At 68.2% G+C, this 11,788-nt stretch carries 11 protein-coding genes and 2 pseudogenes; 12 read left to right on the top strand and 1 reads right to left on the bottom strand.

The genetic code is table 11. The features are described from left to right. From KZA10_RS18485 to KZA10_RS01615, 9 genes and pseudogenes are all read left to right on the top strand, one after another. Positions 1 to 937: pseudogene (locus KZA10_RS18485) on the top strand (aliphatic sulfonate ABC transporter substrate-binding protein); the annotation flags it as partial. Beyond that, positions 934 to 1,794 (top strand): ABC transporter permease, encoded by an 861-nt coding sequence (locus tag KZA10_RS01650; RefSeq protein WP_218682001.1) that lies wholly within the window; start codon positions 934 to 936, stop codon positions 1,792 to 1,794. The pseudogene KZA10_RS18485 and the gene KZA10_RS01650, both read left to right, overlap by 4 nt. Then, positions 1,785 to 3,794 (top strand): acetate--CoA ligase, encoded by a 2,010-nt coding sequence (acs, locus tag KZA10_RS01645; protein WP_218682000.1) that lies wholly within the window; start codon positions 1,785 to 1,787, stop codon positions 3,792 to 3,794. Before KZA10_RS01650 ends, acs begins: the two co-directional genes overlap by 10 nt. Further along, on the top strand, positions 3,791 to 5,095 hold the full coding sequence (locus KZA10_RS01640; RefSeq protein WP_055872354.1) for an O-acetylhomoserine aminocarboxypropyltransferase/cysteine synthase family protein: 1,305 nt from the start codon (positions 3,791 to 3,793) through the stop codon (positions 5,093 to 5,095). The genes acs and KZA10_RS01640 overlap by 4 nt, the downstream gene beginning before the upstream one ends. Positions 5,096 to 5,181: 86 nt before the next feature. Further along, on the top strand, positions 5,182 to 5,673 hold the full coding sequence (locus tag KZA10_RS01635) for a CoA-binding protein (protein WP_055869131.1): 492 nt from the start codon (positions 5,182 to 5,184) through the stop codon (positions 5,671 to 5,673). Between the two features lie 32 nt (positions 5,674 to 5,705). Further along, complete coding sequence (gene coaE / locus KZA10_RS01630) at positions 5,706 to 6,305, top strand: dephospho-CoA kinase (RefSeq protein ID WP_141386167.1); 600 nt, start codon at positions 5,706 to 5,708, stop codon at positions 6,303 to 6,305. Next, complete coding sequence (locus tag KZA10_RS01625; RefSeq protein ID WP_218681999.1) at positions 6,302 to 7,519, top strand: MFS transporter; 1,218 nt, start codon at positions 6,302 to 6,304, stop codon at positions 7,517 to 7,519. Before coaE ends, KZA10_RS01625 begins: the two co-directional genes overlap by 4 nt. A 58-nt stretch (positions 7,520 to 7,577) precedes the next feature. Further along, positions 7,578 to 9,650, top strand: coding sequence for an excinuclease ABC subunit UvrB (gene uvrB / locus KZA10_RS01620; protein ID WP_127482217.1), 2,073 nt, complete (start codon positions 7,578 to 7,580; stop codon positions 9,648 to 9,650). Between the two features lie 14 nt (positions 9,651 to 9,664). Then, positions 9,665 to 10,015 (top strand): TfoX/Sxy family protein, encoded by a 351-nt coding sequence (locus KZA10_RS01615; protein WP_229778856.1) that lies wholly within the window; start codon positions 9,665 to 9,667, stop codon positions 10,013 to 10,015. A gap of 2 nt (positions 10,016 to 10,017) precedes the next feature. On the opposite strand, the gene KZA10_RS01610 is transcribed toward KZA10_RS01615, so the two are convergent. Then, positions 10,018 to 10,260, bottom strand: coding sequence for a hypothetical protein (locus KZA10_RS01610; RefSeq protein ID WP_141386165.1), 243 nt, complete (start codon positions 10,258 to 10,260; stop codon positions 10,018 to 10,020). A 45-nt stretch (positions 10,261 to 10,305) separates the two neighbouring features. Between KZA10_RS01610 and KZA10_RS01605 the strand changes: the two genes are divergently transcribed. The 3 genes and pseudogenes from KZA10_RS01605 to KZA10_RS01595 form a co-directional block, all read left to right on the top strand. Next, entirely contained in the window at positions 10,306 to 10,749 is a 444-nt protein-coding gene (locus KZA10_RS01605; protein WP_218681998.1) for a MarR family winged helix-turn-helix transcriptional regulator, read from the top strand. Between the two features lie 61 nt (positions 10,750 to 10,810). Continuing rightward, on the top strand, positions 10,811 to 11,569 hold the full coding sequence (locus tag KZA10_RS01600; RefSeq protein WP_218681997.1) for a DUF4129 domain-containing protein: 759 nt from the start codon (positions 10,811 to 10,813) through the stop codon (positions 11,567 to 11,569). Beyond that, a pseudogene (locus KZA10_RS01595) lies at positions 11,566 to 11,788 on the top strand (hypothetical protein); the annotation flags it as partial. The gene KZA10_RS01600 and the pseudogene KZA10_RS01595, both read left to right, overlap by 4 nt.

Here is an 11,788-nt window from a genome sequence, read left to right as displayed (position 1 = left end):
GCGAACAAGGGCGTCAACCCGGATGAGGTCGTCGCCGTCGGCGCCGCGCTCCAGGCCGGTGTCCTCAAGGGTGAGCGCAAGGACGTTCTCCTCATCGACGTCACCCCGCTGAGCCTCGGTATCGAGATCACCGTCGAGTGGGTGCAGTCCGCCGGCTCGAACAAGGCCAACGAGCTGCTGCGCTCCGGGTCGGTCGATGTCGGATCGACGGCGGGATCGGCTGCGCTCCTGGCCCGGGCGAACGGCTCGCCGATCCAGGTCATCGACATCTTCTCGCAGCCGGAGTGGGCGGCGATCGTCGTCGGACCCGACAGCGACATCACCTCGATCGAAGACCTCAAGGGCGCCTCCGTCGCAGCCACCAAGGGCACCGACCCCTACTTCTTCCTGCTGCAGGCGCTCGAAGAGGGCGGTCTGTCTCTGTCCGACGTCGAGGTGCAGAACCTTCAGCACGCCGACGGCCGTGCCGCTCTCGACGGTGGTTCGGTCGACGCCGTGGTCGGGTCTCGATCCGATCATGGCCGCGGCCGAGGCGGAGTCCGGCGACAAGCTCATCTACCGCAACGTCGACTTCAACACGTACGGCTTCCTCAATGCGACCGAGGAGTTCATCACGAACCACCCCGACCTGGCGCAGGCCGTCGTCGACGCGTACGAGCGGGCCCGTGAGTGGGCGCTCGAGAACCCCGACAAGACCGCGGCGCTTCTCGCCGAGGTCGCCGGCATCGACATCGGGGTCGCCACCACCGTGATCGAGGAGCGCTCGAATCTCGACGTGAGCGGGATCCCCGGAGACGACCAGGTCGCCGTGCTCGAGAAGATCGCTCCCGTGCTCGTGGAGTCCGGCGACGTGCAGGGCGGCAAGGAATCCGTCGACAAGGCACTGTCGTCTCTCGTGAACGACACGTTCGCCAAGAAGGCGGTCGACGGCGAGTGAGCGATCTCGACCAGCGGGTGATCGTCCCTGCGGACTCGCAAGACGCCCTCGACTTCGCCAGGGGAGAGCTCCGGCGCCCTGATCCCGTCGTTCGGCGCACGTGGGATCGACCCGCGGCGCGGATCATCGCCGGGCTCGTACTGCCGGCGATCATCGTGATCGTCTGGCAGGTCGTGACGACGAACGGAGCGATTCCGTCGTACCGTCTTCCCACACCCGCCTCTGTCTTCCAGGCCGGTGTCGAGCTGGCGCAGAGCGGGCAGCTCTGGACGCACATCGCCATCTCCGTGCAGCGCGTGCTGCTCGGATTCGCGATCGGATCCGTGATCGGGCTCGCCGTGGCCGGCGTGGTGGGGCTGTCGCGGCTGGGAGACGTGTTGCTCAGCCCGACGCTCGCCGCCGTCCGTGCGGTGCCCTCGCTCGCCTGGGTGCCGCTGCTGATCCTCTGGATGCAGATCGGCGAGGAGTCCAAGGTCACGCTCATCGTGATCGGGGCGTTCTTCCCCGTCTACACCACGGTCGCCTCGGCGCTGCGTCACGTCGATCCGCAGCTCGTCGAGGCCGGACGATCGTTCAGCCTGCGCGGATGGTCGCTGTTCCGCATCGTGCAACTGCCCGCCGTCGTGCCCTCCGTCATCTCCGGCCTTCGCCTCGCGCTCGCCCAGGCGTGGCTGTTCCTCGTCGCCGCCGAGCTCATCGCGTCGTCCATGGGCCTCGGCTTCCTGCTGACCGATTCCCAGAACAGCGGCCGGGTCGACCGCATCCTGCTCTCGATCGTTCTGCTGGCACTGCTGGGCACCCTCACCAACGGCATCCTCGTGCTGGTGGAGAAGTACCTGCTCCGACGATGGGTGTGAGCGTGACGGAGGCCCGGCTGCACGAGACACGCGTCTACGAGCCCTCGAACGAGTTCCCGCATGCGAACGTCACGGGGGAGGCCTATGCGCGCGCGGCAGCAGATCCCGTCGCGTTCTGGGAGGATGCTGCCCGCCGCCTCGACTGGTCGGAGCCGTGGCATACCGCCCATGAGTGGGAGCCGCCGATCGGCGACGCGGTTCCTGCGGCACGCTGGTTCGTCGGCGGCAGGCTCAACGTGGCCGCGAACTGCGTCGATCGACACGTCGATGCCGGCCACGGAGACAGGGTGGCCCTGCACTTCGAGGGCGAGCAGGGCGACCGCGTCGCGGTGACCTATTCCGACCTGCAGCAGCGGGTCTCCCGCGCCGCCAACGCCCTCGTCGCGCTCGGCATCCAGTCGGGCGACCGCGTCGTGATCTACCTCCCCGTTCTCGTGGAGACGATCGTCGTCACGCTCGCCTGCGCCCGGATCGGTGCCGTGCATTCGCTGGTGTTCGGCGGATTCTCGGCCGAGGCCGTACGCTTCCGCCTCGAAGACACCGGCGCGAAGCTGCTGGTGACGAGCGACGGGCAGTATCGTCGCGGCGTCGCCACCGTGGTCAAGACCACGGCCGACGTCGCGGCGGCCGGTCTTCCCGACCTCGAGCACGTGCTCGTGCTTCGGCGCACCGGTCAGGACGTGCCGTGGACCGACGGGCGCGATCTCTGGTGGCACGACGTGGTCGACACCGCGCCGTCTACCCACGAGGCCCAGGCGTTCGACGCCGAGCATCCCCTCTTCATCATCTACACCTCCGGCACCACCGGGAAGCCGAAGGGGCTCGTGCACACCTCGGGAGGGTATCTCACGCAGGCGAGCTGGGCGCACTGGGCGCACTTCGACGCGAAGCCGGACGACGTGCACTGGTGCACGGCGGACCTCGCCTGGGTCACCGCGCACACCTACGAGATCTACGGCCCGCTCTCGAACGGGCTCACCCAGGTCATCTACGAGGGGACGCCGGATTCGCCGCATCGGGAGCGCCATCTCGAGATCATCGAACGGTACGGGGTCACCGTGTATTACACGGCACCCACGCTGATCCGCACCTTCATGACGTGGTTCGGCGCCGAGCTGCCGGGCGGCCACGACCTGTCGACCCTTCGACTGCTCGGAACGGTCGGCGAGGCCATCAACCCCGAGGCCTGGATCTGGTTCCGGCAGAACTTCGGCCGTGACGAGCTGCCGGTGATCGATACGTGGTGGCAGTCGGAGACCGGCGCCGCGATGATCGCCCCGCTGCCGGGCGTCACGCGGCTCAAGCCCGGTTCGGCCTCGGTGCCGCTGCCGGGGATCGACGCCGCGGTGGTCGACGCCGACGGGATCGAGGTGGCACCCGGTCGCTCGGGGACGCTCGTCGTCCGCCGCCCGTGGCCCGGGATGGCCCGCACCGTCTGGGGCGATCCGGTGCGCTATCGCGACGCGTACTGGTCGGCATTCTCCGGTCACGGACGCTTCGGCGGCTTCTACGTCGCCGGTGATGGCGCGACCAGGGACGCCGACGGGTACATCTGGATCCTCGGTCGCCTTGACGACGTCGTCAACGTCTCGGGGCACCGGCTCTCCACGATCGAGATCGAGTCGGCTCTCGTCGAACACGACACGGTCGGCGAGGCGGGCTCCGCCGGGGTCTCCGACCCCGTCACCGGTCAGGCCGTCGTGGCTTTCGTGACGCCTTCCGGTCGTGCCGACGTGAATCCGGCCGACCTGCGCGCTCAGGTCGCGCAGTCGATCGGTCCCGTTGCAAAGCCCCAGCACATCGTGGTCGTCCCCGATCTGCCCAAGACCCGGTCGGGCAAGATCATGCGACGACTCCTGGCGCAGTTGTGGGAAGCCGAGCAGGATCGACGGGCCGGTCGCGAAGCCCAGCCGCTCGGAGACACCACGTCGCTGCAGAACCCCTGGGCCGTCGATGAGATCGCCGACGTGCTCGCCGCCGCTGAACTGAGGACATCATGACGGAAGAACATCGCTTCGGATTTCGCACCAGAGCACTTCACGCCGGTGGAACCCCCGACGCCTCGACCGGGGCGAGGGCTGTGCCGATCTACCAGACGACGTCGTTCGTCTTCGACGACGCGGCGGACGCCGGCAACCTCTTCGCCCTGCAGAAGTACGGCAACATCTACTCCCGGATCGGGAACCCCACGGTCGCCGCTCTGGAGGAGCGCCTCGCGTCGCTCGAAGGCGGCATCGGCGCCGTCGCCACGGCCTCGGGCATGAGCGCGGAATTCATCACGTTCGCCGCTCTGGTCGGCGCGGGCGATCACGTCGTCGCCGCTGCGCAGCTGTACGGCGGAACGATCACTCAGCTGGACGTCACGCTGCGCCGCTTCGGCGTGGAGACCACGTTCGTCGCCTCGACGGACCCGGCCGATTTCGCCGCCGCGATCCGCCCGGAGACGAAGGTCGTCTACGTCGAGATGATCGGCAATCCGTCGGGTGAGATCGCCGACATCGAGGGGCTCGCCGCCGTCGCCCACGCGGCGGGTGTGCCGCTCGTGGTCGATGCGACGCTGGCGACCCCCTACCTCGCACGTCCTCTCGAACACGGCGCCGACATCGTCATCCATTCCGTGACGAAGTTCCTCGGCGGGCACGGCACCACGCTCGGCGGCGTCGTCATCGAGAAGGGCACGTTCGACTGGGGCAACGGCAAGTTCCCGCAGATGACCGAACCCGTCGACTCGTACGGCGGCATCAAATGGTGGGACAACTTCGGCGAGTACGGGTTCCTCACCAAGCTCCGCTCCGAACAGCTGCGTGACATCGGTCCCGCGCTCAGTCCGCAGTCGGCGTTCAATCTGCTCCAGGGGATCGAGACCCTTCCGCAGCGCATCGACGCGCACCTCGCGAACGCTCGCATCGTCGCCGATTGGCTCGCCTCCGACCCGCGCGTGGCGTACGTGACCTGGGCAGGGCTCGAAGGGCATCCGCATCATGACCGCGCGGCCAAGTACCTGCCGCTCGGACCCGGTTCCGTCTTCGCTTTCGGCGTCGCGTCGCCGGAGGGTCGAGCGGCGGGGGAGAGCCTGATCGAGAACCTGCAGCTCGCCTCGCACCTCGCGAACATCGGCGATGCCCGCACCCTGGTGATCCACCCGGCCTCGACGACGCACCGCCAGCTCACCGAGGAGCAGCTCGTCGCCGCGGGTGTGCGTCCGGACCTGATCCGCATCTCGGTCGGACTGGAAGATGCCGAGGACATCGTCTGGGACCTCGATCAGGCCCTCACCGCGGCGACAGGAGCGAACCGATGAGCGCGACCACCTCGGGCGATGCGTGCGCGCTGCCCTCCGTGACGGATGATGCTGCGGCCTGCACCCTCCCCGGTGCGGTGCCGACGATGCCGGGGCGGACCTGGATCGGGCCGACCCAGCAGGAGCGCTTCGGACTGCTGCGACGCGCGAAGTCGATCGCGATCGTCGGAGCGTCCAACAACCCCGCACGCGCGTCGTACTTCGTGGCGACGTATCTGCTCTCCAGCACGGCCTACGACGTGTACCTGGTGAACCCGCGCGAGACCGAGATCCTCGGACAGCCCGTCTACGCGACCTTGCGCGACCTGCCAGTGGTGCCCGACATCGTCGACGTGTTCCGTCGTCATGACGACCTTCCCGGCGTCGCCCAGGAAGCCATCGAGGTGGGGGCGCAGACGCTGTGGCTGCAGCTCGGATCGTGGAACGAGGACGCGGCAGCGATCGCCGAGGGTGCCGGTCTCTCGGTGGTCATGGACCGCTGCATCAAGATCGAGCACGCGCGATTCCACGGCGGACTGCATCTGGCTGGCTTCGACACCGGCGTGATCAGCTCGCGCCGTCAGCTGCTCGCCCGATGAGACACGATCTCGACGACGCCTAGACTGGCGGCATGCCCCTCATCGCCCTCACCGGCGGCATCGCCTCCGGGAAGTCGACCATCGCCCGGCGCCTGGCAGAGCACGGCGCCGTCATCGTCGATGCAGATCAGATCGTTCGGGACGTGCAGTCGCCAGGCTCACCGGTTCTCGAGCGGATCGCGGAGGCCTTCGGCACTGCCGTCATCGCACCGGACGGCTCCCTCGACAGAGCCGCGCTGGGGGCGAAGGTGTTCGGCGATGCCGACCTCCTCACGCGGCTGAACGCGATCGTGCATCCTGCGGTGCGCGAGGAATCGCAGCGACGTTTCGATGCCGCCCTCGCCGACGACGCGGAAGCCGTCGTCATCTACGACGTGCCCCTTCTCGTCGAGGCGCGAGTGGACGACCCGTGGGATCTCATCGTGGTCGCGCATGCGCCTGCAGAGGTGCGTCGGCAGCGGCTCGTCGACCTGCGCGGGATGGATGAGAACGCGGCGCAGGACCGGATCGACGCCCAGGTCTCCGATGACCGCCGCCTCGCGATCGCCGACGTCGTGATCGATACCTCCGACACCCTGGAGCGCACGCTCGAGCAGACGGACGCCCTCTGGGAGCGGATCAGCGAACAGTGACCTTCTCCGGTCACGCGCCGGGTTCGCGCGAGTATCGGCGTCTGATCGTCGGCCTCTTCTTCGCAGGCATCGCGACGTTCGCGCAGCTGTACTCCGCCCAGGCCGTCCTGCCGCAGATCTCGTCCGACCTCTCCGTCAGCCCGGCCACGGCGGCCCTGAGCGTGTCGGCGGCCACCCTCGGTCTGGCACTGGCCGTCATCCCCTGGTCGGTCGTGGCCGATCGCATCGGTCGGGTGCCGGCGATGGCCACGGGCGTTCTCACGGCGACGGTGCTGGGGCTCTCCGCGCCGTTGAGCGGCGAGATCATCACGCTGCTGTCCCTCCGATTCGCGGAGGGAGTGGCACTGGGCGCCGTGCCGGCTGTGGCCCTGGCCTACCTCAGCGAGGAGGTCGAGGCACGCCACGCCGCCGCAGCCGCAGGGAGCTACATCGCCGGAACCACAGTAGGCGGACTCCTCGGCCGCATCGCGTCGGGGATCGTCGGGGAAGTGGGCGGATGGCGTGCCGGAATCCTCTCCGTCGCGCTGATGTGCGCGCTGGCTGCTGCACTGTTCCTCTGGCTCACGCCCCGCGCCAGAGGGTTCGTCCCCGGACGCCTGCGGGTGGACCGCGATCCCGGCATCCTGGAGAAGCTCCGCGCGCCGTTGCGCTCGTCGCTGCAATGGGCGCTGTATGCACAGGGCTTCCTGCTCATGGGGGCCTTCGTCGCGGTGTACAACTACCTCGGCTTCCATCTCTCGGCCGAGCCGTTCGCTCTGCCGGCCTGGTTGGTGCCGCTGCTCTTCCTGGCCTATCTGGCAGGCACCGCCTCCTCTCCGTGGGCCGGCGCGCTCGCCTCGCGGATCGGACGCTTCCCCGTACTCCTTTCCTCGATCGGTGTGATGGCCGCGGGTGCGGTTCTGCTGCTGGTGCCGATGGTGGCGATCGTGCTGCCGGGGCTCGTGCTCTTCACCGCAGGATTCTTCGGAGCCCATGCCATCGCCTCCGGGTGGACACCTGTCGCCGCCGGTCCTGCCAGCAGGGCGCAGGCTTCGTCCCTCTACTACTTCGCCTACTACGCGGGATCGAGTCTGTTCGGCTGGATGCTCGGTCTCGTGTTCGGGGCCGCGAGCTGGGGGTGGTTCGTCGCCGTCATCGTCGGGATGTGCGCGGCCGCCGCTCTCGCGGCCTTCTCGGCACTGCGTCGTGCGTCGAGCGGCCAGTCATCTGCCTGAGCACATCTCGTCATCGGGCAGCGGCCCCGATGTCGGAGGGGCGGCATACGCTGGAGGTATGCAACCCACGCGCAGTGTCCGACCCTTCGAGGTCATCAGCGAGTATGAGCCTGCAGGCGACCAGCCCAAGGCCATCGCCGACCTGGCGGCACGCATCAACGCGGGCGAGACCGACGTCGTCCTGCTCGGCGCGACCGGTACCGGAAAATCCGCGACGACGGCCTGGCTGGTCGAGCAGGTCCAGCGCCCGACGCTCGTGCTCGCGCACAACAAGACGCTGGCCGCTCAGCTCGCGAACGAGTTCCGCGAACTCATGCCGAACAACGCGGTCGAGTACTTCGTGTCGTACTACGACTACTACCAGCCCGAGGCCTACGTGCCCCAGACCGACACCTTCATCGAGAAGGACTCGTCGATCAACTCCGAGGTCGAGCGACTGCGCCACTCCACGACGAACTCCCTGCTGAGCCGCCGCGACGTCATCGTCGTCTCGACAGTGTCGTGCATCTACGGGCTCGGGGCGCCGGAGGAGTACCTGCGTGCCATGGTCGCGCTGCAGGTGGGGGAGCGCTACGACCGTGACGCGCTCATCCGGCAGTTCATCGCGATGCAGTACAACCGCAACGACGTCGACTTCTCGCGCGGCAACTTCCGTGTGCGCGGCGACACCATCGAGATCATTCCCGTCTACGAAGAGCACGCCATCCGCATCGAGCTGTTCGGCGACGAGATCGAGGCGCTGTACTCGCTCCACCCGCTGACCGGAGAGGTGATCGAGAAGCTCGACGCCGTACCGATCTTCCCGGCTTCGCATTACGTGGCCGGCACCGACGTCATCCAGCGTTCGATCGGCACGATCGAGGCGGAGCTGGAAGAGCGTCTGGCCGAGTTCGAGCGGCAGGGCAAGCTCCTCGAGGCGCAGCGTCTGCGTATGCGCACCACCTTCGACCTCGAGATGCTTCAGCAGCTGGGCTTCTGCTCCGGCATCGAGAACTATTCGCGGCATATGGATGGACGTGCGCCCGGCGAGCCGCCGCACACCCTGCTCGACTTCTTCCCGGATGACTTCCTGCTGGTGATCGACGAGTCGCACGTGACCGTGCCGCAGATCGGCGCCATGTACGAGGGCGATGCTTCTCGCAAGCGCACGCTCGTCGACCACGGCTTCCGCCTGCCGAGCGCGATGGACAACCGGCCGCTGCGATGGGACGAGTTCAAGAACCGCATCGGGCAGACGGTCTACCTCTCGGCCACCCCCGGGAAGTACGAGATGGGGATCGCCGACGGCATCGTGGAGCAGATCATCCGCCCGACGGGCCTTGTCGATCCGGAGATCGTGGTGAAGCCGTCGAAGGGGCAGATCGACGATCTGCTTGAGGAGATCCGCCTGCGAGTCGAGCGTGACGAGCGCGTGCTCGTCACGACTCTCACGAAGAAGATGGCAGAAGAGCTCACCGACTTCCTCGGCGAGCACGGGGTGCGGGTACGCTACCTGCATTCCGATGTCGACACGCTGCGTCGCGTCGAGCTGCTCAGCGAGCTGCGCGCCGGGGTGTACGACGTCCTCGTGGGCATCAACCTCCTGCGTGAGGGTCTCGACCTGCCAGAGGTGTCCCTTGTCGCGATCCTCGACGCCGACAAGGAGGGCTTCCTGCGTTCGGGCACCTCCCTCATCCAGACCATCGGTCGTGCCGCTCGAAACGTGTCCGGCGAGGTGCACATGTACGCCGACAAGATGACCGACTCGATGACGAAGGCCATCGAGGAGACCGACCGGCGACGCGAGAAGCAGGTCGCGTACAACAAGGAGCACGGCATCGACCCGCAGCCGCTCCGCAAGCGCATCGCCGACATCACCGAGGTGCTCGCCCGTGAGGGTGCAGACACGGCGGAGATGCTGTCGGGTCGAGGCCGCGCGACGGGCAAGGGCAAATCGCCGACGCCCAACCTGCGGCGCACGGGTATCGCAGCCGAGGGTGCGCAGCAGCTCGAGGCGACGATCCAGGACCTGTCCGACCAGATGCTCGCCGCGGCCGCCGAGCTGAAGTTCGAACTCGCCGGGCGTCTGCGTGACGAGGTGCAGGATCTCAAGAAGGAGCTCCGCGCCATGGAGCGCGCTGGACACGCGTAGACGGGGGCTGGTCGATGGACGCTGCGGGGAACGAGCTGGCCGACCGGGTGCGTGCCTTGTTGGGGGCCGACACCTGGATCGAAGAGCGGCGCATGTTCGGCACCAGGGCGTTCCTCGATGACGGCCACATCCTCGTCGGAGCGCGTCCCGGTGGAGTCCTCCTGGTGCGCGTCGACGACGAGAACGGCGCGGCGCTGCTCACGCACCCCGGAGCCGCACGTGCGGTGATGGGTTCGCGCACGATGGGTTCGGGGTGGATCGACGTGGTGCCCGGTGCCATCGAAGACGACACGGAGCTCATATTCTGGCTCGATGTCGCCCGCGAGTCGACGGGCTCGGCGGTCGAGACGCCGGAGCAGGACTGACGCTATGGGCAGTGCACCAGGGTCTTGGGCCCGGTGCGGTCGATCTCGTGCTTCGTCATCGGAGCGCCGCAGAGCGGGCAGGCGCGCTCTGCGCGTTCGGCAGCGCTGGGCGGCGGGGTCTTCTCGTACGGACCGACGGATGCGGGACCCGCGAACCGGATGAGGTTCGTGTTCACCCAGGCGTACAACCCTCCTGCGTCGCGGATGCGAGTGCGGAGGGGTGGGCGATCGGAATCCTTTGCCATGTTCGTTAGTGTACTAACTATTAGTGCAGATGTATAGTCTCCCTTGTGACGGCATCCGACGACCTGCTCCGGCTCGAGAACCAGCTCTGCTTCGCCCTGGTGACAGCGGCGCGCAACGTCGTCGCCCTGTATCGCCCGATCCTCGAGCCGCTGGGCCTCACGCATCCGCAGTACCTCGTCATGCTGGCGCTGTGGGAGAGGGCCCCGCGCACGCTCAACGATCTGGCAGTCGACCTCGCCATGGAGCCGGCGACCGCATCGCCGCTGGTGAAACGGCTCGAAGCCGAGGGGCTGGTCGCACGTCAGCGCAGCAGCGAGGACGAACGACGTCTGGAGATCACACTCACCGCAGCGGGGTCGGCCCTCCGTGACCGGGCGATCGACGTTCCGCACCAGGTCATGGCGGCGGTGGGCATGGGCGTCGACGAGATCGCGGCCCTTCGGGACGGTCTCGGCCCTTTCGCCGGTCGGCGCCCTGACCTCGTCTGACGAGTCGTCTCACGGCGCGGTCGGGCCCGTGGCGGGGGAGCAGCCCCCTAGGGGTGGAGGCATGTCGCGCTCCGAGCCCTCGGTTCCGGAGGGGCAGCGTGCCGGTGAAGAACGGCATCGAACGAGGCTTCTGCTCCCGCTGCTCGCGATAACAGGTTTCTTCGCGACGATCATGTTCGCGGCGGCCACGCAGGGGATTCCGCAGTTCGGCGGGGGGCTGGACGACACCGAGGGGCGCACTGGCGAGGATGTCCTGCTGACCGCGCCGACGGAGACCGCACCCCCGCCGTTGGAGCCTCCGGAGGATTCGCCGCTGCTCGCGATCATCGGCACCATCCTCGCCGCGGTCGTCGTCGCCGCTGTGCTCGCGATGGCCTATCTCGGTATGCGGCTCCTGATCCGCTACCTCGTGGGGCTGTGGGGTGACCGCCCGCTCGCGCGCCGAGAGGCGGCGCAGGTCGCCATCCAGGTCGTGGCCGCGCCCGTGACGGATGTCGAGCCGGACAAGGCGACGATCCGACGAGGAATCGCGGAAGCCCTGCGGACGATCGACGACCGCCCCGTGCCCGGCGACAGCATCGTGGCAGCGTGGGTGGGCCTGGAGGAGTCGGCGGCGGACGCCGGTGCCGGGCGAGGACGCAATGAGACCCCGTCGGAGTTCACTGTGCGCATCATCGGTCGGCGCGCCGGAATCGCCGCCGACGTGGTCACCCTGCTTGCCCTCTACGAGCAGGTCCGCTTCGGCGGTCATGACGCCGACGAGAGCGATCGAGCCCGCGCCTCCCAGTGCCTCCGAGGCATCCAGGAGGGGTGGCGATGAAGCGACGGATGCTGATCCTGGGGATCGGCGGCGTTCTCGCCCTGGCCGTGCTCCTGCTGCTCGCGCAGCTGGGCTTCCCCGTGCCGTTCGTGCTCGCATGGATGATCCTCGTCGTCGCAGTGGTCGTCGCCTGCCGCCGGGAGTTCATCGAGGTCGGACCTGCGTGGCCTCCCGAGAAGCCCGGCCGCGACTCGCGCGGCTCCGAGGTGTCACGCATGG

The organism is Microbacterium sp. BF1 (assembly GCF_019279095.1).
GTDB classification, from domain to species: Bacteria; Actinomycetota; Actinomycetes; order Actinomycetales; family Microbacteriaceae; genus Microbacterium; species Microbacterium maritypicum.
The sequence above is the reverse complement of the archived record's forward strand: the minus strand, read 5'-3'. Positions and strand labels throughout refer to the sequence as shown.

Bases quoted from the DNA above. Each gene is read 5' to 3' on its own strand.
- coaE (WP_141386167.1), top strand. From the start codon at position 5,706: ATGCCCCTCATCGCCCTCACCGGCGGCATCGCCTCCGGGAAGTCGACC.
- KZA10_RS01610 (WP_141386165.1), bottom strand. From the start codon at position 10,260: ATGGCAAAGGATTCCGATCGCCCACCCCTCCGCACTCGCATCCGCGAC.
- KZA10_RS01635 (WP_055869131.1), top strand. From the start codon at position 5,182: ATGCCGGGGCGGACCTGGATCGGGCCGACCCAGCAGGAGCGCTTCGGA.
- KZA10_RS01615 (WP_229778856.1), top strand. From the start codon at position 9,665: ATGGACGCTGCGGGGAACGAGCTGGCCGACCGGGTGCGTGCCTTGTTG.
- KZA10_RS01640 (WP_055872354.1), top strand. From the start codon at position 3,791: ATGACGGAAGAACATCGCTTCGGATTTCGCACCAGAGCACTTCACGCC.
- acs (WP_218682000.1), top strand. From the start codon at position 1,785: ATGGGTGTGAGCGTGACGGAGGCCCGGCTGCACGAGACACGCGTCTAC.
- KZA10_RS01600 (WP_218681997.1), top strand. From the start codon at position 10,811: ATGTCGCGCTCCGAGCCCTCGGTTCCGGAGGGGCAGCGTGCCGGTGAA.
- uvrB (WP_127482217.1), top strand. From the start codon at position 7,578: ATGCAACCCACGCGCAGTGTCCGACCCTTCGAGGTCATCAGCGAGTAT.